Source organism: Deinococcus ficus, from assembly GCF_003444775.1.
GTDB classification, from domain to species: Bacteria; Deinococcota; Deinococci; order Deinococcales; family Deinococcaceae; genus Deinococcus; species Deinococcus ficus.
In genome coordinates this window covers 2,056,527-2,077,503 of record NZ_CP021081.1, presented here as the reverse complement: position 1 = coordinate 2,077,503, position 20,977 = coordinate 2,056,527, and the positions used below count along the sequence as shown (strand labels likewise).

General features: G+C 68.6%; 18 protein-coding genes. 5 read left to right on the top strand and 13 right to left on the bottom strand.

Annotated features, from left to right (window positions below):
- Positions 1-59 precede the first annotated feature (59 nt).
- From DFI_RS10070 to DFI_RS10060, 3 genes are all read right to left on the bottom strand, one after another.
- Positions 60-833 carry an SDR family NAD(P)-dependent oxidoreductase gene (locus DFI_RS10070; RefSeq protein WP_051307774.1) on the bottom strand — a complete coding sequence of 258 codons (774 nt, stop codon included), beginning with the start codon at positions 831-833 and terminating at the stop codon, positions 60-62.
- An 80-nt stretch (positions 834-913) separates the two neighbouring features.
- Entirely contained in the window at positions 914-1,861 is a 948-nt protein-coding gene (locus DFI_RS10065; protein WP_027463019.1) for an electron transfer flavoprotein subunit alpha/FixB family protein, read from the bottom strand.
- Complete coding sequence (locus DFI_RS10060; RefSeq protein ID WP_027463018.1) at positions 1,858-2,619, bottom strand: electron transfer flavoprotein subunit beta/FixA family protein; 762 nt, start codon at positions 2,617-2,619, stop codon at positions 1,858-1,860. Before DFI_RS10060 ends, DFI_RS10065 begins: the two co-directional genes overlap by 4 nt.
- Positions 2,620-2,963: 344 nt before the next feature.
- Between DFI_RS10060 and DFI_RS10055 the strand changes: the two genes are divergently transcribed.
- The gene (locus tag DFI_RS10055; protein ID WP_027463017.1) at positions 2,964-3,623 is read left to right on the top strand and encodes a hypothetical protein; all 660 of its coding nucleotides are present in this window, start codon (positions 2,964-2,966) and stop codon (positions 3,621-3,623) included.
- A 37-nt stretch (positions 3,624-3,660) separates the two neighbouring features.
- On the opposite strand, the gene DFI_RS10050 is transcribed toward DFI_RS10055, so the two are convergent.
- Positions 3,661-4,095, bottom strand: a complete 435-nt coding sequence (locus tag DFI_RS10050) for a carboxymuconolactone decarboxylase family protein (protein WP_051307770.1) — start codon at positions 4,093-4,095, stop codon at positions 3,661-3,663.
- Positions 4,096-4,301: 206 nt separating this feature from the next.
- Between DFI_RS10050 and DFI_RS10045 the strand changes: the two genes are divergently transcribed.
- The 4 genes from DFI_RS10045 to DFI_RS10030 all read left to right on the top strand — a co-directional run bounded on the left by DFI_RS10045 (position 4,302) and on the right by DFI_RS10030 (position 8,699).
- The gene (locus DFI_RS10045; protein WP_027463016.1) at positions 4,302-6,557 is read left to right on the top strand and encodes an ATP-dependent Clp protease ATP-binding subunit; all 2,256 of its coding nucleotides are present in this window, start codon (positions 4,302-4,304) and stop codon (positions 6,555-6,557) included.
- A gap of 141 nt (positions 6,558-6,698) precedes the next feature.
- On the top strand, positions 6,699-6,989 hold the full coding sequence (locus DFI_RS10040; RefSeq protein ID WP_027463015.1) for a DUF2087 domain-containing protein: 291 nt from the start codon (positions 6,699-6,701) through the stop codon (positions 6,987-6,989).
- A 6-nt stretch (positions 6,990-6,995) separates the two neighbouring features.
- Entirely contained in the window at positions 6,996-8,345 is a 1,350-nt protein-coding gene (radA, locus tag DFI_RS10035; RefSeq protein ID WP_027463014.1) for a DNA repair protein RadA, read from the top strand.
- 75 nt (positions 8,346-8,420) lie between these two features.
- The gene (locus DFI_RS10030; protein ID WP_022801428.1) at positions 8,421-8,699 is read left to right on the top strand and encodes a WGxxGxxG family protein; all 279 of its coding nucleotides are present in this window, start codon (positions 8,421-8,423) and stop codon (positions 8,697-8,699) included.
- Between the two features lie 109 nt (positions 8,700-8,808).
- Here DFI_RS10030 and DFI_RS10025 read toward each other — a convergent pair whose 3' ends face one another.
- The 9 genes from DFI_RS10025 to DFI_RS09985 form a co-directional block, all read right to left on the bottom strand.
- Positions 8,809-9,249, bottom strand: a complete 441-nt coding sequence (locus DFI_RS10025) for an OsmC family protein (protein WP_027463013.1) — start codon at positions 9,247-9,249, stop codon at positions 8,809-8,811.
- A gap of 147 nt (positions 9,250-9,396) precedes the next feature.
- Positions 9,397-11,955, bottom strand: coding sequence for an ATP-dependent chaperone ClpB (gene clpB, locus DFI_RS10020; RefSeq protein ID WP_027463012.1), 2,559 nt, complete (start codon positions 11,953-11,955; stop codon positions 9,397-9,399).
- Between the two features lie 147 nt (positions 11,956-12,102).
- Positions 12,103-13,077 carry a lipocalin family protein gene (locus tag DFI_RS10015; RefSeq protein ID WP_043778059.1) on the bottom strand — a complete coding sequence of 325 codons (975 nt, stop codon included), beginning with the start codon at positions 13,075-13,077 and terminating at the stop codon, positions 12,103-12,105.
- 49 nt (positions 13,078-13,126) lie between these two features.
- On the bottom strand, positions 13,127-14,554 hold the full coding sequence (locus DFI_RS10010; protein ID WP_027463011.1) for a hypothetical protein: 1,428 nt from the start codon (positions 14,552-14,554) through the stop codon (positions 13,127-13,129).
- Positions 14,555-14,847: 293 nt separating this feature from the next.
- Entirely contained in the window at positions 14,848-15,558 is a 711-nt protein-coding gene (locus tag DFI_RS10005; RefSeq protein ID WP_027463010.1) for an ABC transporter ATP-binding protein, read from the bottom strand.
- Positions 15,559-15,602: 44 nt separating this feature from the next.
- Positions 15,603-16,415: an ABC transporter ATP-binding protein gene (locus tag DFI_RS10000; RefSeq protein ID WP_027463009.1), complete on the bottom strand. Its 813-nt coding sequence runs from the start codon at positions 16,413-16,415 to the stop codon at positions 15,603-15,605.
- Positions 16,412-18,271 carry a branched-chain amino acid ABC transporter permease gene (locus DFI_RS09995; RefSeq protein ID WP_051307768.1) on the bottom strand — a complete coding sequence of 620 codons (1,860 nt, stop codon included), beginning with the start codon at positions 18,269-18,271 and terminating at the stop codon, positions 16,412-16,414. Before DFI_RS09995 ends, DFI_RS10000 begins: the two co-directional genes overlap by 4 nt.
- Positions 18,268-19,284 (bottom strand): branched-chain amino acid ABC transporter permease, encoded by a 1,017-nt coding sequence (locus DFI_RS09990; protein ID WP_027463007.1) that lies wholly within the window; start codon positions 19,282-19,284, stop codon positions 18,268-18,270. Before DFI_RS09990 ends, DFI_RS09995 begins: the two co-directional genes overlap by 4 nt.
- Before the next feature lie 383 nt (positions 19,285-19,667).
- On the bottom strand, positions 19,668-20,822 hold the full coding sequence (locus tag DFI_RS09985; RefSeq protein ID WP_022801437.1) for a branched-chain amino acid ABC transporter substrate-binding protein: 1,155 nt from the start codon (positions 20,820-20,822) through the stop codon (positions 19,668-19,670).
- Positions 20,823-20,977 lie beyond the last annotated feature (155 nt).

The window sequence follows — 20,977 nt, the reverse complement described above, 5'->3', positions numbered from 1 at the left end:
TAGAGAACGATCAGGAAGGCGGCTTCGGGCCGCCTCCTTTTATTGTTGGCAAGAAGGTTTCAGACGGGCCGGCCGGCCATCATGAAACTGGCGGTCATGCCGCCGTCCACGGGCACGATGGCGCCGGTCATGAAGGCCGCTTCGGCACTGCCGAGGAAGTGCACGACCTGGGCGACCTCGCGCGGGGTGCCGAGGCGGCGCAGGGCGTGCAGGTCCTCGTAGTCACGTTTGGTCTGCATGGGGTTGGGGCTTTCCTGAATGGCTTCGATGACGGCTTCCGTGCTGATGGCGCCGGGGGCGACGGCATTCACGCGGATGCCGCGCGGGGCGAGGTCCAGAGCCATGGCGCGGGTGAGGTTGACGAGGCCGCCCTTGCTGGCGTTGTAGGCGGCGTTGTCCTGTTCGGCGAAGAGGCCCTGTACGCTGGCGACGTTCACGACGGCCGCGCCGTGCGGCATGAGTTCCACGAGCTGCCGGGTGAGCAGGAGGGGCGCGGTGAGGTTCACGTTGAGGGTGCGGGCCCAGCCGCGTTCGGAGACGTCCATGACGCTGCCGTGCGCGCCCTGGTAGGCGGCGTTGTTGATGAGCACGCCCACGCCGCCCAGTTCGCGGGTGGCGTGCAGGATGCGTTCGCGGCCCCTGGGGGTGCTGATGTCGGCCTTGAGGCGGCGCTGGCCTTTCAGGGTGGGCGGCAGGTTCACGTCTACGCTGAGGACCCGGGCGCCGCGTTCGGCGTACAGTTCCGCGATGGCTCGGCCGATGCCGCGGGCGGCGCCGGTCACGACGGCCGTGAGGACGGGGGATTCGCCGGGCTCGTTGTGTGGGGTGCTCATGCCCCGGTTCTACACCGGTGGGCCCGGTCATGAGGAAGACTCCCCCCGGCTCGCACTGGGGGGAGTCTTAACGGTCGGGGTTACTGCTTGGCCGCTTCGATCAGGGCGGGCACGATGGCGTTCACGTCGCCGACGATGCCGTAGTCGGCGACCTTGAAGATGGGGGCGTCGGCGTCCTTGTTGATGGCGATGATGTGCTTGCTCTTGCCCATGCCGGAGAGGTGCTGCACGGCGCCGCTCACGCCGAGGGCGATGTACGCCTTGGGCTGCACGGTCTTGCCGGTCTGCCCGACCTGCTCGGCGTAGGGGCGCCAGCCGGCGTCCACGACGGCGCGGGTGGCGCCCACGCCGGCCCCGATGGCGTCGGCGAGGCCCTCGACGTACGCGCTGAAGTTCTCGGGGCTGCCCACGCCGCGTCCGCCGGTGACGATCACGTCGGCTTCGGTGAGGGCCACGCGGCTGCTCTTCTCCACGCTCTTCCCGGTGACTTCCACGCGGGAGGCGGGGAGGGTGAGTTCCACGTCGTATTCCTCGCCGGCGGCTGCGGCGGGGCTGGCGGGCGCGAAGGAGCCGGGTTTCACGGTCACGACGACCAGTCCGTCGGCTTCGACGGTTTCGGTGACGCGGGCGAGGTAGGTGTAGCGCTGGGCCTGGAGGGCGGCGCCGTTGCTGCTCAGTTTCGTGGCGTCTTCCAGGTACGGGGCGTCGAGTTTCACGGCGACTCGCGGGGCGTACTCGCGGCCCGAGCGGCTGCCGCCGATGATGACGGTGCTCGCCTCGCCTTCCTGCGCGATCTGGGCGGTGGCGGCGGCCCACACCTCGGCGTTGTACTGCGCGAGGCCGGGGAGGTCGGCGACGAGCACCTGGTCGGCGACGGCGGCGGCTTCCTTGGCGACGCTGGCCACGCCCTGCCCGAGCACGAGCAGCGTGATGGGGCCTTCGCGGCCGCTTTCGCGGGCGGCGGTGACCATTTCCAGAGTGGATTTGCCGAGCTTCCCGCCGGCGTGTTCAGCAACGATCAGGATCATGCGATCACCTTCGCTTCGTTTCTCAGGAGGTTCAGGAGTTCGGCGGCGGCGGCCTGGGGGTCCTTGCCGTCGATCATCCGGTTCAGGCGGGCGCGGGTCTGGATCTCGTTGCCGGTCACGCGCACGCGGCTCTGCACGCCGTACGTGGCGAGGTCGTCCTTGCGGAGTTCTTTTTTCTTCGCCTTCATGATGTTCGGCAGGGTGGGGTAGCGGGGCTCGTTCAGACCCTGCTGGGTGGTGACCACGGCGGGCAGGGTGGTGCGGAAGCTCTCGTTGCCGTCGTCCACGTCGTGCCGGCCGGTGAGGGTCTCACCCTCCAGTTTGAGTTCGTTGGTCCAGGTGAGCTGCGGCCAGCCGAGGCGTTCGGCGCTGGCGGCCCCGAGGGCCTGGGAGTCCCAGTCGGCTTCCTGCCCGCCGACCAGCAGGAGCTGCGCACCTTCGGCCTGGGCGACCTGGGCGACGATCTTGCTCAGGGCGATCGCGTCGATCTTCTCGTCGGTTTCGACGTGGATGGCGCGGTCCACGCCCATGGCGAGCGCGGTGCGCAGGGCGTCCTCGACGCGTTTGGGGCCGACGGCCAGGGCGACGATCTCCTCGACGGCGGCGCCGCTCTCGCGCAGGCGCAGGGCTTCTTCCACGCCGTATTCGTCCATGCCGTCGATGACCAGGGTGGCGCCTTCCAGGTCGACCTGCTGGCCCTGGATCTTGACGCGGGCTTCGGCGTCGGGAACTTGTCTGACGAGGGTCAGGATTTTCATGGGTCCTCCGGGTTGGGGGGAAGTGGGTCGCGGGAGTGGGGCGCGCTGCGGGGCAGGGCGGCCCGGGATGAGACGGGCTCCGGGCGGGCGTGGCCGCTGGCCGAGTGGACGGGCCTGCGGGAGTCCGGCGTGGAGCTGTTGGGCTCAGGGTACAGCATCGCAAATTATACCGAGTTCAATTTGCTGTCAGGTCTGGACGGACTGCCACCCACGGAGGAACAGGGGAGCCACGTGAGAACAGATAAAGACTTGCTCCGGCCCGGCGGATTGGAATCCGCATCTCTATCAAGGCCGGGTAAGATTCATCACTCAGAACTCTCATGCCGCCGCCGGAAGCTGAGGCCATGAAGAAGACGCTCCTGGCCCTCGCTGCCCTGGCCGCCACCACCGCCTCCGCCCAGACCTTCACCCGCCCCGTCGAACTCGGCCTGAGCGCCGGGTACGCCGGCGGGCTCAGCGGCGAAGCCTTCGTACACGCCCCCTACGTGTACGGCCCCTTCGGTGTGAAGGCCGGCGTGTCGTACGCGAACGTGGGCAACTTCAACTACGACCGCAACTCCCCCAACCTGGTCGTGGCCGGCGCCTCCGTCTACTGCCAGGACGTCGGCGGCTGCTCCACCAGCGGCAGCAACCTGATCATCGGCCTGGACGGCACCTACGCCCTGGGCGAGCTCAGCCCTGGCCTGGACGCCGATCTGTACGCCGGCGTGCGCTATGGCATGTTCAACCGCAGTCTCACCGCCTTCGGCGACACCACCACCTACAGCATGAACAGCTTCGGCCTGGGCGGCGGCCTGATGCTCGGCTACGCCGTGAACCCCGGCCTCAGCCTCTTCGGTGACCTGGGCGCCGACTACTTCTTCAACAGCGCCCTGACCAGCACCAACAGCACGGACAGCGTGACCGTCAACCCCGGCGACGCCGACTACGCCGCCCTGCGCTCCTTCACCAACATGCCCAACGTGAACTTCAAGGCCCGCGTCGGCGTGAAGTTCCGCCTGTAAGCTCCCGACCTGAAGCAGTGACCGGCCCCCGGGCCGGTCATTCTTCTTGTGTGGTCGCGCCGGTCTCCTCCGGGGGCCGGCGGTGGTCCAGAAAGACCCGCAGCGCCTCGAACCCCGCCACCGCGCGGGGAAAGCCCAGGTACGGCACGCACATCATCAGCGCGCCGCGCAGTTCCTCCTCGGTCGCGCCGGCGTTCAGGGCGCCGCGCAGGTGGGTGCGCAGTTCCGGCGGGCTGCCCAGCGACACCAGCAGCGCGCAGGCGATCAGTTCCTTGGTTTTCAGGTCCAGGCCGGGCCGGTCGTACACCGTGTCGTACGCGTACGCCTGGATGCCCTGCGCCAGTCCGGCGTCCAGGGCCTCCAGACGCTCCACGATGCGGTCGTGCTGCGACCCGAAGATCACCTCCCGCGCACGGGGAAGCGGGGGGACGGCGTCGTCGGGCGCGGGGTCCGGGGCGGAGGGCTCGGTCATGACCGTCAGGCTACCGTCCCGCCCCGGACCCCCGGGTTCGTCAGGACATGGTGAGGACGCACCGCTTTGCGCCGGCGCCCGGGGCGCTAGTCTGAACGCAGGCGATCACACCGCATCACTGCATTCAGGCGTTGCCGGTCTCGCCGGACCGTACCACTTACGTTCACGCGATCAGGCACCACGAGCGTGTCACCCGGGGGGAGAGCATGACCAACAGATACGATGACCGCGCACGACTGGTCTTCCACTACGCACGGGAGGAAGGAAACCGGCTTGGTCACGCCATGGTCGGCCCGGAACACCTGCTGCTCGGCCTGATGCGCGAGGGCGGCAGCGCCGCGCAGATCCTCGGTGAGTTCGGCGCGACCCTGGACGGCCTGCGCCGCCGCGTGGAGGACATCATCGGCCGTGGGGAAGGCAACCGCCTGAACGACGCGCCCAGCATCACGCCCCGCGCCCGGCGCGTGATGGAACTCGCCAGCAATGAGGCCCGCTCCCTGGGCGCCCCGGTGACCGGCACCGAGCACCTGCTCCTCGGCATCATCCGCGAGGGCGACGGCGTGGCCTTCCGGATCCTGCAGGAACTCACCAAGGACGTGGACACCATCCGCTGGCGCATCCTGGCGCAGGGCGACGGCGCCCCCGGCGGCGCCAAGGCCAGCAAGCCGGTGCCCACCCCCTTCCTGGACGAGTACGGCCGCGACCTGACCCGCTGGGCCCGCGAGGGCAAGCTGGACCCGGTGATCGGCCGCAGCGAGGAGATCCGCCGCGTCACGCAGATCCTCACCCGCCGCACCAAGAACAACCCCGTGCTGATCGGCGACCCCGGCGTCGGCAAGACCGCCATCGTCGAGGGGCTCGCGCTCGCCATTCACGAGGGCCGCACGCCGCCCAACCTGCAGGACGTCCGGCTGGTCAGCCTGGACCTGAGCGGCGTGGTGGCCGGCACGAAGTACCGCGGGGAGTTCGAGGAACGCCTGCGGCAGATCATCGAGGAACTCCGCAACGCCAAGGTCATCGCGTTCATCGACGAGCTGCACACGCTCGTCGGCGCGGGCGGCGCCGAGGGCACCCTGGACGCCGCGAACATCCTCAAGCCCGCCCTCTCCCGCGGGGAGATCCAGGTGATCGGCGCGACCACCACCGGCGAATACCACCGCTATATCGAGAAGGACGCCGCCCTGGAACGCCGCTTCCAGCCGGTGATCGTGCTGGAACCCAGCCCCGCCGAGACGCTGCAGATCCTGCGCGGCCTGAAACCCAAGTACGAGGAGCACCACAACGTCCAGATTCCGGATTCCGCGCTGGAACTCGCGGTGCGCATCGGGGAGCGCAGCCTGCCGGGCCGGAACTTCCCGGACAAGGCCATCGACCTGATCGACGAGGCCGCCAGCCGCGTGCGCCTGAACATGAGCGTGGGTCTGCCCGTCGCGGAAAACGAGCAGGGGGAACCCTACGTCACCCGCGAGGACATCGAGAGCGTCATCAACAGCATGGGCGGCATCTACAGCGAGGAAACCGCCGCGCAGCTCGGGGACCTGGAACAGCAGCTGCAGGACCAGGTGTACGGCCAGCCGGAGGCCATCAAGGCGCTGTCCAGCGCCCTGCGCCGCGCCCGGGTGGGCCTGGGGGGCCGCACCCGCGTGGCCGCGAGCTTCCTGTTCGTGGGGCCCAGCGGCGTCGGCAAGACCCACCTCGCCAAGGCGCTCGCCCGCAGCCTGTTCGGCAGTGAACGCGCCCTGGTGCGCGTGGACATGAGCGAATTCCAGGAGAGCCACAGCATCAGCAAGCTGATCGGCTCGCCCCCCGGGTATGTGGGCTTCGAGCAGGGTGGGCGCCTCACCGAGGCGGTGCGCCGGCAGCCCTTCAGCGTGATCCTGCTCGACGAGATCGAGAAGGCCCACCCGGACGTGTACAACACCTTCCTGCAGGTGCTGGACGACGGCCGCCTCACCGACGGCCTGGGCCGCACCGTGGACTTCCGCCGCACCATCATCATCATGACCAGCAACACCGGCTTCAACGTGAACCCCACCGTGGGCTTCAGCCCGGTCACGCCGGACAACAACGCGCCGCTGCGGCACATCTTCACGCCGGAATTCCTGGACCGCCTGGACGACGTGATCCGCTTCCGCAGCCTGGGTGAGGAGGAACTCGTGCGGGTGGCGCAGCAGCTGCTGGGCGACATGCGCGAGGAGCTCATGAGCCGCGAACTGCACGTCACCTTTGACCCCGCCATCGCCGCGTGGCTGGTCGGGAAGCTCAAGGCCCGCAGCCCCAAGCACGCCGTGGGCAGCTCCCGCCAGCTGCGCACGCTGCTGCGCGAGGAGCTCGAGGACCCGCTGGCGCTGGAACTCGTCGGGCACGCGGGCGGCGAACTGCGCGTGGTGCTGGGCGAGGAAGGCATCGGGTTCGAGCGCAGCGAGGACGCCGACGCCACCCCCCGGCAGATTCTCGCCTGATCCGTCGAGCCCCTGCGTCGCCCCCGGTTCCGTTCTGGCCGGGGGCGGCTGCTGTCAAGGCGCCGGCGCCCCCGGCGCACACAGGCCCAACCGGGTGGTGTCCCCCGGTCGTCCGCGGCCCGGCCCGGTAGGATGCAGCCCATGACGAAGAGCATCCACGATTTCCAGGACGAGTACGGCCGCATCACCGTGTGGCCCAGCGACCGCCGCAAGGCGCACCAGCTGGCGATCCTGCACCACCTCAAGGGCCTGTTCGAGACCGGCGTGAGCTACACGCAGGGCGAGGTGGAACAGATCCTGGCGGACCACAGCACCCTGGAAGACCCGTCCGTGCTGCTGACTGAACTGGTCGAGGGCGATTACCTCGCCACCGCGGACGGCTCGTACTGGCGCGCGGACGGCCGCCCCGGCCCGCGCACCCCGGCGGAGTAAGCCCAGGTGGCCCGCTCCACCACGAAATACGTCTGCACCGAGTGCGGGTACCAGTCCGCCAAGCCGCTGGGCCGCTGCCCGAACTGCCAGGCGTGGAACTCCTTCGAGGAGGAGGCGCCCAGCGTCAGTGCCCCGAAAGGCCGCGGCGGGGCGTACGGCGGGGTGGTCGGCGGGAAGCTCACGCCGCTGTCCGCGGTGGGCCGGCGGGAGGAGCCCCGCACCAGCAGCGGCATTCCGGAACTGGACCGCGTGCTGGGCGGCGGGCTGGTTGCGGGCGGCGTCACCCTGATGGGCGGGGAGCCCGGCATCGGCAAGAGCACCCTGCTGCTGCAGGTCGCCGATCAGGTCGCCAAGGGCGGCGGGACGGTGCTGTACGTGGCCGGGGAGGAGTCCCTGGAGCAGATCCGCCTGCGTGCCGACCGGCTGGGCGTCACCGCCGACCTGCAACTGACGCGCGACACCCGCGCCGAGCACGTCGCGGCCCTGATGGCCGAGCACAAGCCGGCGCTGTGCATCGTGGACAGCATCCAGACCGTGACCGTGGAGGGCGAGGGAGCGCCGGGCGGCGTGGCGCAGGTCCGTGACGGCACCAGCCTCCTGACCCGCGCCGCGAAGGAAACCGGGACGGCCACCGTGCTGGTCGGGCACGTCACCAAGGACGGCACTGTCGCCGGGCCGAAGGTGATGGAACACATCGTGGACACCACCGTGTTTCTGGAAACGGTGGGCGCCTTCCGGCTGTTGCGCAGCGTGAAGAACCGTTTCGGGCAGGCCGGGGAGCTCGGCGTGTTCGAGATGCGCGGCGAGGGGCTGATCGCCGTGGAGAACCCCAGCGCCGCCTTCCTCGCGGAGCGGCCGGTGGGCGTGCCGGGCAGCGTGGTCGCCGCGACCATCGACGGGCAGCGGCCCATGCTGCTGGAGGTGCAGGCTCTGGCCAGCAAGACGCCGTACCCGAACGCCCGGCGGGTCGTGGTGGGCCTCGACCCGCGCCGCGTGGACGTGGTCCTGGCGGTGCTGGAACGCCGGCTGGACCTCACGCTGGGCGGCCTGGACGTCTACGTGAATCTCGCGGGGGGCCTGAAGGTCCCGGACCCGGGACTGGACCTCGCGGTGGCGCTGGCGGTGTACTCGGCGGTGGTGGGCCGCGCCCTGCCGGGGAACGTCGCGGTGTTCGGCGAGGTGGGGCTGGCCGGCGAGGTGCGCAGCACGCAGGCCGCGCTGCGCCGCGCCGAGGAGGCCGGCCGCGCCGGGTACACCCGCCTGATCGTGCCGCCCGGACTGGACGGCGTAGCCGGCGTAAAGAGCGTGGAGGAAGCGGTCGGGGCGGTGTGGGCGGCGGCCGGCTCGCGGGCCTGAGGGTCGCACCCTGTATGCAGATTTCCTCAAGCCCGGCGGGGTGTAAGTGAAGGTCGCGTGCGTCACACTGCCCCCATGACGAAGAACCTGCTGAAGGCCCTGGCCGTGACCGCCGCCCTGGCGATTCCCATGAGCGCCCTCGCTCAGGACGCCGAGAACGACGTCGCCACCAGCGAGACCACCACCGCCGACAACCAGGGCGCCACCGACGGCGCCACCGACTGGGGCTGGCTGGGCCTCGCCGGCCTGCTCGGCCTCGCGGGCCTGACCGGGCGCCGCTACGTGGAAACGCACACCGTGACCACGGGCACCACCACCGGCACAACCACCACGACCGGCACCACCCAGCGCTGAGCCCCACCCCACGCAGGCCGCTCCGGGCAACCCGGGCGGCCTGCACTTCTGCATACAAGGCAACCGGGGCACGCGAGTTGAGCCGCGTGCCCCGGTCATCTTTAGGTATTCAGCTTTCGAGGATCGCCTCGTGGGTGATCTCCACGTTGCCCTTCATCACGCGGCTCAGGGGACACAGTTCGGCCGCCTGCTTCACGTGCTCCTCGAAGTCGGCCTGGTCGGACCCGGTGACTTTGCCGCGCACGGTGAGGCGCATGGCGCTCACGCGGAAGCCGGCGCCGTCGCGGGTCATCTCACAGGTCGCGTCGGTGTGCAGGTCCTCCACGGCGTGCCCGTGGTTGCTCAGCAGGGCGCTGAGCTGCATGGTGAAGCACCCGGCGTGTGCGCTGGCGAGGAGTTCTTCCGGGTTGGTGCCCGCCCCGTTCTCGAAGCGCGTGCCGAAGCTGTACTGCGCTTCCTGAAGCACGCCGCTCCCGGTGCTGACCGTGCCCTTGCCGCTTTTCAGGTCGCCCTGCCAGTGGGCGCTCGCCTTCCTTGCAATGTCTGCCATGAGGCCCAGTCTGCCGCGCCGGGCTGAGCCGTGTCTTGGGCGGCCGTTCAGCGGGACTTCATGCAGGGCAGCGCGCCCGGTGGAATTGAGGCCACAGTGAAGCTGCCCCGGCGGGACGGCCGGGGCAGGGGAGAGCGGGGATCGGGGTCAGTTCAGGCTGCCGGCGCCGAACGTGAAGCGTCCATCGTGGTAATCCACCGTCAGGGAGCTGCTGTCCGGCACCTTGCCCTGCAGGATCTCGCGGGCCAGCGGCGTCTCCACTTCCTTGCTGATAGCGCGTTTCAGGGGCCGCGCGCCGAAGGCCGGATCGTAGCCGAGTTCGGCAAGTTTGTCCTTGGCGGCCTCGGTCATGTGCAGCGTGACGCGGCGCTCGGCAAGGCGGCGGATCAGGCCGCGCATCTGAATGTCCACGATCTTGTGCAAGTCGGCCTGCGTCAGCGCGTCGAACACGATGATGTCGTCCACGCGGTTCAGGAATTCCGGGCGGAAGTTCTGCTGCAGTTCGCCCAGCACCGCCTCACGGATCGCGTCGGGGCTTTCGCCGGCGTGCTGCATCTCCAGGATCAACGGCGAGCCGATGTTGCTCGTCAGGATGATCAGGGTGTTGCGGAAGTCCACGGTGCGGCCCTGCCCGTCGGTGAGGCGGCCGTCGTCCAGCACCTGCAGCAGCACGTTGAACACGTCCGGGTGGGCCTTCTCAATCTCGTCGAGCAGGATCACGCTGTAGGGCCGGCGGCGCACCGCCTCGGTCAGCTGGCCGCCTTCCTCGTAGCCCACGTACCCGGGAGGGGCGCCGATCAGGCGGGCCACGGTGTGCTTCTCCATGTACTCGCTCATGTCCAGGCGGACCATGGCGTCCGAGCTGTCGAACAGGAATTCCGCCAGGGCCTTGGCAAGTTCGGTCTTGCCCACGCCGGTGGGGCCCAGGAACATGAAGCTGCCCAGCGGACGGTTCGGGTCGTTCAGGCCGGCCCGGGCGCGGCGGATGGCGTCCGCGACACTCACGATGGCGCGGTCCTGGCCAATCACGCGGCCGTGCAGGGCCTCTTCAAGCCGCAGCAGCTTCTCGCGTTCACCCTCCATGAGCTTGCTCACGGGAATGCCGGTCCAGCGGCTGACGACCCTGGCGACGTCCTCCTCCGTGACCTGGGTGTGCGCGAACTCGGCGCCCTTGAGTTTCCTCTCCAGGTCCTCGACGTCTTTCTGCAGGGACGGCAGCTGGCCGTACTCCAGTTCAGCAGCGCGCTGCAGGTCGTAGTCGCGTTTGGCCTTCTCGATGTCGGTGCGCACCTGGTCCAGCGCCTCGCGTTTCTCGCGCAGCTGCGCGACCTCCTTGCGTTCGCCCTCCCAGCGGCTGCGGACCTCGTTCAGTTCGTCGGTGATGCCCTTGAGGCTCTCCTCGATGTCCAGCAGGCGGTTCTGGGAGTCCTGGTCCTTTTCCTTCCTCAGCGCCTCGCGTTCGATTTCCAGCTGCAGTTTGCGGCGTTGCAGCTGATCGATGCGTTCCGGGCTGGATTCCAGCGCCATGCGCAGGCGCGCGGCGGACTCGTCGATCAGGTCGATGGCCTTGTCCGGCAGCTGCCGGTCGGTGATGTAGCGGTTGCTGAGCTGCGCGGCGGCGACCAGGGCAGGGTCGGTGATCTCCACGTTGTGGTGCGTCTGATACTTTTCCTTGATCCCGCGCAGGATGCTGATGGTGTCCTCCACGGTGGGTTCCTCGACGAACACCGGCTGGAAGCGGCGTTCCAGGGCGGCGTCCTTCTCGATCTCGCGGTACTCGTCCAGGGTGGTCGCGCCGATCATGTGCAGTTCCCCGCGCGCCAGGGCGGGCTTGAGCATGTTCCCGGCGTCCGGGCTGCCCTCGGTCTTGCCGGCGCCCACGATGGTGTGCAGCTCGTCGATGAACAGGATGATCTCGCCGGCGGACTGCACGACCTCGTCCACCACGCCCTTGAGGCGTTCCTCGAACTCGCCGCGGAATTTCGCGCCGGCCAGCAGGCTGCCCATGTTCAGGCTCACGATGCGCTTGTTCTTCAGGCCCTCGGGCACGTCGCCCTGCACGATGCGGATGGCGAGGCCCTCGGCGATGGCGGTCTTGCCGACGCCGGGCTCGCCGATCAGCACGGGGTTGTTCTTGGTGCGGCGCAGCAGGATCTGCATGGCGCGGCGGATCTCCTCGTCGCGGCCGATCACGGGGTCGAACTTGCCGTCCCGGGCGCGCTGGGTGAGGTCCACGCCGTACTTGGCGAGGGCGTCGAATTGCTGCTCACTGGTCTTGTTCGTCACGGTTTTCCCCTTCCTGGCTTCGGTGATGGCGCGGTTCAGGTCGGTCTCGGTGGGCAGGCCGCGGCCGCGGTACTCGCCGCGCAGGGCGAGCAGTAGCGCGTCGGCCGCCACGAAGCTGTCCCCGAGCTGCCCGGCCAGGGTGTCGGCCTTGGCGAAGGCGCGGTTCAGGGCGGGGTCCAGGTACAGCTGCCCGCCACCGCCCTGCACCTTGGGCAGTTTGGCGAGTTCGGCGTCCAGTGCCGCGCGGGCCTCCTGAAGGTTTCCGCCGGCCTGGGTGATGGCGCGGGCGGCGGTGTCGTTGTCCAGCAGGGCGCGCAGCACGTGAAAGTGGGTGAGGTTCTGGTGGTGGTTTTGCTGGGCGAGGGCCTGGGCGGCGTTGATGGCCACGGCGCTGGCCTCGGTGAAGCGTTCAGGGTTCAAGGTTGGACCTCCGGTCAGGAACGGAAATGAAGGCAGTGGTCAAACGGCCTTCATTCTGAAACTTGAGCGTGGTCATGTCAAGTTTATTGACGTTTTACGAGCGTGGGCGGGGTGACGATCCCCGCCCAGTGGCGCACCCTCAACGCGTCAAGGCAAGGTTCCGCCCACGATCTCCATCATGCCCTGGCCCGCTGCCAGCCCGCCCTGGAAGGTTCCCGTCACCTGCACCGCGCCCTCCCAGTACGCGATCCGCGTCGTCTGGCTGAGCAGCTCCTGCTCGGCCCGCACCGCCTGCACCGTCAGGTCGAACTCGTCCGCTTTCAGCCGCCAGGACTGTGGGTAGCGGTAGCCGGTGCGCCCCGTCCACTCCGCGGCGGGCTCCAGCGTCACGTTCGTCGCGGCGCGGGCCACCCCCTGCGCGTCCACGATGCTGGCGATCACCTGCACCACCCGCCCGTCCGGGGTGCGGGTGCGGTACACCATGACGTCCTGCCCGTTGTCCAGCTGAATGCTGAACCAGTCCCATACCCCCGAACGGCCCGGCACCTGCGTGCCCCACTGGTGATCGAACCACGCCTGCCCCTGCACAGGCCGCCCGGCCACCTCACCCGTGAAGTTCAGGCGCGTGATGCCCTGGTACGCCATGAACCCCGTCTCCGGCGCCCCGCTGAACCCCGGCGGATGAATCATCGGCGCTTTGGCCGGCGTCAGGCGGAGCTTCAGGGGACCGGCCTCCAGCTTGAACGGGGCGTTCACCGTGTCCTGCGTGAGTGTCCACCCGCCATGCCCCAGGTTGAGCGGAGGAAAGGACGCCGTGCCCAGGCCCGGCTTCAGTTCCTGGAAGGTGACCTGACCCGTTTTGAGGTCAGTGACCATCACGTTGGAGAAAAACCCGGGCACCGGCAGGTCTGGCGAGAGCACCCGGAAGATCGCCCAGTGAAAGGCGAGCCCTTCTTCGGGCAGCGCGCTGCTCAGGTACCACCACTCCAGGCGGTGGTTGTGCGGCCCGAACTCCGTCGCGGCCGGCAGGCGGGCGGTGTCTAGGTTGGACTCGATGACGGGGGCGCAGGCCGCCAGCAGCAGTGCCAGCGGCAGCAGACGCAGGGTCGGAATCAGGCGCATGGGAAGACCTCCAGAGGGGAAGCGAGGAGAGGACACCGCAGGCCAGGCCTCAGCGGGACAGAATGAAGTTCTGCCCGGTCTTCGGGTCCAGCACGTGCAGCGCCCCGTTAAACCACACGAGCAGCTGGTCGCTGTTCGGCACGGCATACAGTGTCACGTTCGACGCAAACCCGCGCGCCAGCGGAGTGTTCTTGGCCGGCAGCAGGATGGTGCGGTCCCCGCTGGCCGGGTCGATCTGCACCAGCGTGAACGCCTCGGCCTTCACCTGCTCCTGCGTGGTGTACAGCTTCCCTCCGCTGAAGGTCAGCATGCTGCCGATGTGGCCGCTGCCCTGGCCCTTCTTGAAGATCTGCGCGCCGCCCTCGTGCGTCTGCCCGGACACCAGCCGGCGCTCCCCGGTCCGCAGGTCCACGCCCACAACCATGTAGTTCGGGTTGGGCCCACCGGACGCGTACAGGGTGGCGCCGTTCAGCGCGAAATTCCCGAACTGCGGGCCGGAGCCCATGCTGGAGTTCGTCCAGGGAATGCCGCCGCCCAGCACGTCGTCGCCATCCGCGTTGAAGCGGGAGATGGCCGTGCAGCGGTAGTCGTTCTTCGCGTCCAGCTTGAACAGCGCGAAGCCCGCCCCGATGGGGCTGTTGCTGCCCATCAGGTAGATGTTCCCCTGGGCGTCCACGTGCATGTAGTGGCTGGGCAGGGCCGGCAGCGGCGCCTTCTCGTCGGTCTGACGGCAGAAGTAACCGTTGCCGGGACCGGCCGCCGAGGCGGGGGCAGGCTGGGCCGGAGCGGCGGGCTTCTGGCCGCCGAACAGGCCCCCCAGGAAGCCGCCCACGTTCACGTTCCCGACCGGGGTGCTGATCGTGCCGCCGGGCGCGCTGCTGGACCCGCCGCCGGACGCCGTGGAGGTGTTCGAGGCGCGGTACTTGACCTCCACCGTGTCGCGCACGCGGGTGTCGCCGGCCGTGACGGGCGTCCACAGCAGCGTGCGGTCCCCGGTGGCCGGGTCAATCCGGATGGCCTGCCCGGCGTACGCGACCAGCGACCCGTCGGGCAGGGGTTTGACGTCAGTGACGTTTCCCAGCGTGTACAGGTCCAGGGTGTCGCCACGGTCACCCTGCGCCTTCACGCCCTTCCCGGCACGCTGGATGCTGTTCAGGTACCCGCTGATCAGGGTGCGGTTCCCGGTGTTCAGGTCAATGGCCATGACCGCCCCGAACTGGTCGTCGTTGCGCAGGGTTTCCACTGCGACGATCAGGGTGCGGCCGTCCGAGGTGACGAAGCCGCCACGCAGGACGTCGGTGCCGCCCTGGTAGATGGCCGGGCCGCTGCCGATCGTGCCGGCCGAGTCGCCGAGGTCGCGGGTGACGCAGCGGATGTTGCCGGGGTCGGCGGCGCAGTCGATCATGGGGGTCAGGGCCCTGGCGGGGGAGACGGTGGTGAGCAGCAGCGCGGACGTGAGGGTAACGAGGGATTTCATGCTGGACTCCTGAGGGGACGACCGGGATTGGGAGCGCAGCGGGCAGAGGTGTCAGGCGGCCCGCCGGGCGGTCACAGGGCATGAGGCGCCGCAGCACGGATGACGTGCTGGACGGCGCGCAGACCCCTGCGAGGCCCGGCGAGTATAGGGGCGGGCTGATCAGGCCGCTGCCTCATTTGTGGACTGTGTCACGAATCATGTTGGTTCACTTGGTCGGCGAATGGACCCATAAATGCCAGGGCCGGAACGGTTTTCCCATTCCGGCCCTCTGCCCTGTGAACTGCTTGTGCCGCTCAGTCCTCGCCGAGGTACGCCTTGCGCACGCTCTCGTCCTGCGCGATGTCCTGCGCGTTGCCGCTCAGCTTGATCTCGCCGGTCTGCAGCACGTACGCGCGGTGCGCGATGCTCAGGGCCATGTTCGCGTTCTGCTCCACCAGCAGGATGGTCGTGCCCCGCTCGCGGTTGAGCAGCCCGATGATGTCGAAGATCGCCTCCACGAACAGCGGCGACAGGCCCATGCTCGGCTCGTCCAGCAGCAGCAGCTTGGGGTTCACCATCAGCGCGCGGGCGATGGCGAGCATCTGCTGCTCCCCGCCGGACATGGTGCCGCCCAGCTGGTTCTCGCGCTCTTTCAGGCGCGGGAAGAAGGTGAAGCCCTCCTGGATGCGCTGCTCCACGGTGGCCTTGTCGGTCACGGTGTACGCGCCCACCTCCAGGTTCTCGCGCACGGTCAGCTGCGGGAAGATCCGGCGGCCCTCGGGCACGTGCGAGATGCCCTGCTGCATGATCCGGTGCGCGGGCACCCCGGCGATGCTGCCGCCCTGGTAGCTGAGCTGGCCGCTGCGGGGTTTCATCATGCCGCTCACGGTGCGCAGGGTGGTGGTCTTCCCGGCGCCGTTGCCGCCGATCAGGGCCACGATCTCACCCTGGTTGATGTGCATGCTCACGCCCTTGAGCGCGTGAATGTGCCCGTAGTACGTGTGGATGTCCTGCAGGTCCAGCATGCGGGTGCCGGTGGCGGGCGCGGCGGGTTGCGGTGCACTGGCGGTCACAGTCGGGCCTCCTTGCCGTACTCGCCGGCGGCCGTGCCGCGCCCCAGGTACGCTTCCATCACGCGCGGGTCGTTGCGGACCTGGTGGGGCAGGCCCTCGCTGATCTTGGTGCCGTAATCCAGCACCGTGATGTGTTCGGACAGGGTCATCACCAGGCGCATGTCGTGCTCGATCAGGCACACCGTCACGCCCAGGTCGTCACGGATGCGGCGGATCAGGGCCTTGAGGTCCTCGGTCTCGCGGGGGTTCATGCCGGCGGCCGGTTCGTCCAGCAGGATCAGTTTCGGGGTGGTGGCCAGTGCGCGGGCGATCTCCAGTTTGCGCTGGTCGCCGTACGGGAGGTTGGTGGCCAGTTCGTTGCGCCACTTGCTGAGGCCCACGAAGTCCAGCATGACCCGCGCGGCGTCCTGCGCTTCCCGTTCGGACTCGTGGAAGCGGCGGGTGCGCAGCACGGCGTCGATGAAGCCGCTTTTCAGGCGGGCGTTGCGGCCCACCATGATGTTCTCCTCGCTGCTCATGGTGGAGAACAGGCGGATGTTCTGGAAGGTGCGGGCGATGCCGGCGGTGGTGACCTCGTCGGGGCGCAGGCCCACGAGTTCCTGCCCGTCCAGGCGGATGCTGCCGCGCGTGGGCGTGTAGATGCCGGTGATCATGTTGAAGAAGGTGGTCTTGCCCGCGCCGTTCGGCCCGATGACGCTCACGATGCTGCGCGCGGGGATCTGCATGGTCACGTCGTTCACGGCGGTCAGTCCGCCGAATTCCTTGGTGACGTGCTGCACGTCTAGAATGTTGCTGTTGCTGGCGGTCACTTCGCGCCCCCTGCCCGTTCGTCTTCGTTCACGGACTCCAGGCCCGCGCTGTACACGTCGCCGGTGCCGCGCACCAGGTCGCCGCCGGCTCCGCGCGCACTGTCGTCGTCCTGGTCGGCGTTCACGCCGCCTTCCACCTCGTCCTGGTGCAGTTCGAGCGTGCGCCGCTTGTTCGGCAGCAGCCCTTCGGGGCGCAGGAGCATCATGCCCACCAGGATCGCGCCGAAGATCAGGCGCTGCAGCTGACCCGGGTTCGCCTGCTGGGGAATCCAGGGCACGTTGGCGCTGGCCTCGCCGATGCCCGGCAGGATGCGCAGGTTCAGCAGGGTCACCACGGCCGCGCCCAAGATCACGCCAGGGAAGGAGCCCATGCCGCCCAGGATCACCATGCTCAGCACGGAGATGCTCTGGTTCAGGATGAAGCTTTCCGGGCTGACGAAGGCCTGTTTCGCGGCGAAGATCATCCCCATCACGCCGGCGAAGCTCGCGCCGGTGGCGAAGGCGATCAGTTTGGTCTGCATGAGGGGCACGCCCATGGCCTGCGCGGCGACCTCGTCGTCACGGATGGCGATCCAGGCCCGGCCGATGCGGCTCTTGTCCAGGCGGACGTTCACCAGCAGGATCAGGCCGATCATGACCAGCACCAGGAAGTACAGGAACACCAGGTAGAACTGGTCTTCCGTGAAGCCCACCGCGCGGGACAGCGCGTCGAACCACGGCACGTACGCGCTCTTGATGCCGTTGATGCCCTGTGACCCGGCGGTGTACAGGTCCAGGTTGTTGGCGAGCACGCGGATCACTTCACCCAGGCCCAGCGTGATGATCGCGAGGTAGTCGCCCTTGAGTTTCAGCACCGGCAGGCCGATCAGCACGCCGACCAGCGCGGCCGCCATGATGCTCAGCGCCAGGAACAGCCAGAAGAAGTTCTGGTTAATGCCCGAGGCGATGCTGGCCGCGCCCGGCGCGGCGAAGATGGCGATGGACCGCGTGATCAGCACCAAGCCCATCACGGCGGCCAGTGCGGCCAGGAACTGCTTGTAGTTGTGCAGGTTCGCCAGGACCCGGCGGCCCCGCAGGCGCTGGATGAAGTACACCACCAGCGGCAGCACCAGGCCCAGGGCCACGATCCACATGGTGGCGGTGCTCCAGGACTTCTCGCCCTGGTTGAACAGCGCGCGCCCCAGCACCAGCGCCACCAGGGACGCGGCGACCAGACCGGCGCCCTGCAGCAGGCTGGTGCCTTCATCGGTGGGGGCGCGGCCGGGGCGGCGCAGCCACTGGAAGAGGGCCGCGCCGACCAGGGTGAGCACGATCCCGAACGCGAGGCTGGGCGTGGCGGCGGCGCCGGGGTTCTCGCCGAAGTACTTGAGGATCTCGCCCAGACGGCTGCTGCCGAACACGCCCCAGACGTATGCGCCCACGGCGAAGAAGGCGATGTACCCCAGGTCGAGCAGGCCGGCCAGGCCGACCACGATGTTCAGGCCGAGCGCCAGTGCGGCGAAGATCATGATCGAGATGCTCAGGTCGAGCAGGCTGCCGTCTTCCTTCCCGGCGTAGGGCAGCACGAACAGCAGGCTGCCCACGCCCACCAGGGCCTTGGCCCAGGGTGCGGCGCGCCACAGGTACGCGAACAGCACGTTGGCGAGGAACAGGCTCACCATGAACGCTTCCACGATGGGGTTTTTCAGCACGGTGCCCAGCGCGCCCAGCTGCCCGAGCAGTTCGCCGTTGTGCGAGACGAGCAGGGCCGCGCTGGTGATCAGGAAGAACAGCACGAGCAGGATGGTGCGGTCGGGCTGGGTGTTCCGGCGGCGCAGGGCGGCCGGGCCGGTCGAGGTGGCAGAAGTGGTGGTCATACCTTCTCCACGTTGCTCTTGCCGAGCAGGCCGGTCGGTTTGAAGATCAGGATCAGCACCAGCACGATGAACGCCCCGATGCGCTGGTAGGACGCGTCGATGCTCTCCACGTTCGCGCTGCCCATCAGGCCGCCCAGGACGCTGAACGCCCCGCCGATCAGGTTCTGGATCACGCCCAGCGCCAGGCCCCCCAGGACCGCGCCGGGAATACTGCCGATGCCGCCCAGCACGGCGGCGGTGAAGGCCACGATGCCCGGCTCGAAGCCGCTGTAGGCGTTGACCGTGCCGAACTTCATGCCGAACAGCACGCCACTGATGCCGCCCAGCGCCCCGCCGATCAGGAAGGTGGCGCTGATCATGCGGTCACTGTCGATGCCCATCAGGCCCGCGGTGACGCGGTCCTGCGCGGTGGCGCGGATGGCCTTGCCCATGCGGGTGTGGTTCACGATGTAGTTCAGGAAGGCCAGGCTCAGCAGCGACACCACGATCACGATGACGTCCTTGAGCTGCAGGTCCAGACCGATGCGGCGCAGGACGTCGCCCAGCGCGGCGCAACTGCTGCCGGTCGCGCAGAACTTCGTGCCGAACGCGGCGGGCAGCTGGTAGGTCAGGTCGAAGCGGCCCTGGAAGCCCTCGATGACGCGCAGGACGTCCTGGAGGATCAGGGACACGCCGATGGCGGTGATCAGCGGCACCAGCCTGGGGGCATTGCGCAGCGGGCGGTACGCGAGGCGTTCGATCAGCACGTTCAGCAGCCCGGAAACGAGCATGGCGGCCAGCAGCGCGATCAGGAGTTGCAGGTAGCCGTTCATGCCGGTGGGGCTCAGGACGCGGAAGACCTCGAACCCCACGACGGCGCCGGTCACGAAGACCTCACTGTGCGCGAAGTTGATGAGTTGCAGCACGCCGTACACCATGGTGTACCCCAGGGCGATGATGGCGTACACGAACCCCAGCACGAGGCCGCCTGCGATCACGTTCACCAGGAACGGCAACAGGGTGGCAAGATCCAAAAAACTCAACTCCTTTCCGGTGTTTCAGGGGAGGGCGAAATAAGGGCGTCGGGCCGGGGGCCAGCGGGGACAGCCGGGAGCTGTCCGGGAGAAGTGAGGCGTTCAGGCCGGGGAAGCGGGGTGAAAAATGCAATGGGTCGGCCTGGGCCAGGGAGGGCGCGCCGGCGGCGCGGCCCGTGGCGGGCGGGAGATAGGGTAGACAGCCCTAATTCTAGGGAAATGTGGATTGTCTGGACCGTCACTGTCTGGGCGGCTGCGCCAGAACCCGGCAATGTCCGAGATGGTTGGCCGGCTCAGGGCGCGGGACGGCAAAGGAAAGGAGAGGACCGGGAAGTGGCCCGGCCCTCTCACTGCGTTGATCGGGGGCATGACCCCCGAACCCCTTACTGCTTGGCGGGCTTGACGGCGACGCTGGTGGACAGCTTGTACTTGCCGCCCGTGACGTTCATCACGTACAGGGTCGCGGCCTTGCGGTCGCCGACGCTGTTGAAGCTCACGTTGCCGGAGAGCAGGCCCGTGAAGCTGCCCTTGCGGATCGCGGTTTCCACCTGGGTGCGGGTGGGGAGCTTGTTCTTGTTGGTCTGGACGGCCTTCAGGACGCCCTGGAGCACGACCTTGGCGGCGTCGTAGCCGAAGGCGCCGAAGCCCTGAGCGGGTTTGCCGAAGGCCTTCTGGTAGTTCGCGGCGAAGGTCTTGGCGGCCGGGAGCGCCTCGATGGGGGCGGCCACGGTGGTGAAGTAGATGTTGTTCGCGCCGGCGCCGGCGATGGTGGCCAGCTCGCTGCTGTCCAGGCCGTCCCCGCCGACGACGGGGGTGTTGATGCCCGCTTCACGCAGCTGCTTGACGAACACGCCCACCTGGTTGTAAATCCCGCCGAAGTAGATGGCGTCGGGGTTCTGCAGCTTGATCTTGGCGATGATGCTGGAGAAGTCGCTCTTCTCCTCGGTGCCTTCGTTCGCGGCCACGGCCACGCCCTTGGCCTTCAGCGCCTTCTCGACTTCCTTGGCCAGACCTTCGCCGTAGGCGGTCTTGTCGTTCAGGACGTAGACCTTCTTGGCTTTCAGGGTACCCTGGATGAAGTTGGCGCCGGCGGGGCCCTGCGCGTCGTCACGGGCGACGATGCGGTTCATGTTCGCCAGGCCGCGGTCGGTGACCTGGTTGGCGGTGTTGGCGGGGGAGACCATGGCGACGCGGGCGGCCTTGAGGGCCTCGCTGCTGGGGATGGCGACGCCGCTGTTCAGGGTGCCGACGACCGCGAGGATGCTGCGGTCCGCGGCGATCTTGCGCGCGGCGGCGGTGCCGGTGGCGGGGTCAGCCTGGTCGTCGTAGCCGACGAGCTGCAGGTCGAAGCCGAGTTTGGCGAACTGGGCCTTGTACTCGTTGACGGCGAGCTGGGCGCCGTTCTTGATCTGGGTGCCGAGGTCGCTCTGACCGCCGGACAGGGGGCTCAGGCTGGCGATCTTGATGACCGTCGCAGCGTTGGCGCTGCCCAGGCTGAGGGCGGCGATGATGGCGAGACTGAGGGCGCTTTTCTTCATGAGTCCTCCGGATATGAAACGAGGCGGGGTCACTTGACCCGCTCCGCTGGTGTTGAGATGCGCAGATTGTAGGCAGCCCTTTAGCTGAAGTCAATGCAAACTTCACCTTTCTGGACGCAACGATCCGGGACCCCCCTCCGGTAGAGCCGAGCGTG

Coding starts and splice junctions, on each gene's coding strand:
- DFI_RS10070 (WP_051307774.1), bottom strand. CDS start 833: ATGAGCACCCCACACAACGAGCCCGGCGAATCCCCCGTCCTCACGGCC.
- DFI_RS10065 (WP_027463019.1), bottom strand. CDS start 1,861: ATGATCCTGATCGTTGCTGAACACGCCGGCGGGAAGCTCGGCAAATCC.
- DFI_RS10060 (WP_027463018.1), bottom strand. CDS start 2,619: ATGAAAATCCTGACCCTCGTCAGACAAGTTCCCGACGCCGAAGCCCGC.
- DFI_RS10055 (WP_027463017.1), top strand. CDS start 2,964: ATGAAGAAGACGCTCCTGGCCCTCGCTGCCCTGGCCGCCACCACCGCC.
- DFI_RS10050 (WP_051307770.1), bottom strand. CDS start 4,095: ATGACCGAGCCCTCCGCCCCGGACCCCGCGCCCGACGACGCCGTCCCC.
- DFI_RS10045 (WP_027463016.1), top strand. CDS start 4,302: ATGACCAACAGATACGATGACCGCGCACGACTGGTCTTCCACTACGCA.
- DFI_RS10040 (WP_027463015.1), top strand. CDS start 6,699: ATGACGAAGAGCATCCACGATTTCCAGGACGAGTACGGCCGCATCACC.
- DFI_RS10030 (WP_022801428.1), top strand. CDS start 8,421: ATGACGAAGAACCTGCTGAAGGCCCTGGCCGTGACCGCCGCCCTGGCG.
- DFI_RS10025 (WP_027463013.1), bottom strand. CDS start 9,249: ATGGCAGACATTGCAAGGAAGGCGAGCGCCCACTGGCAGGGCGACCTG.
- DFI_RS10015 (WP_043778059.1), bottom strand. CDS start 13,077: ATGCGCCTGATTCCGACCCTGCGTCTGCTGCCGCTGGCACTGCTGCTG.
- DFI_RS10010 (WP_027463011.1), bottom strand. CDS start 14,554: ATGAAATCCCTCGTTACCCTCACGTCCGCGCTGCTGCTCACCACCGTC.
- DFI_RS10005 (WP_027463010.1), bottom strand. CDS start 15,558: ATGCTGGACCTGCAGGACATCCACACGTACTACGGGCACATTCACGCG.
- DFI_RS09995 (WP_051307768.1), bottom strand. CDS start 18,271: ATGACCACCACTTCTGCCACCTCGACCGGCCCGGCCGCCCTGCGCCGC.
- DFI_RS09985 (WP_022801437.1), bottom strand. CDS start 20,822: ATGAAGAAAAGCGCCCTCAGTCTCGCCATCATCGCCGCCCTCAGCCTG.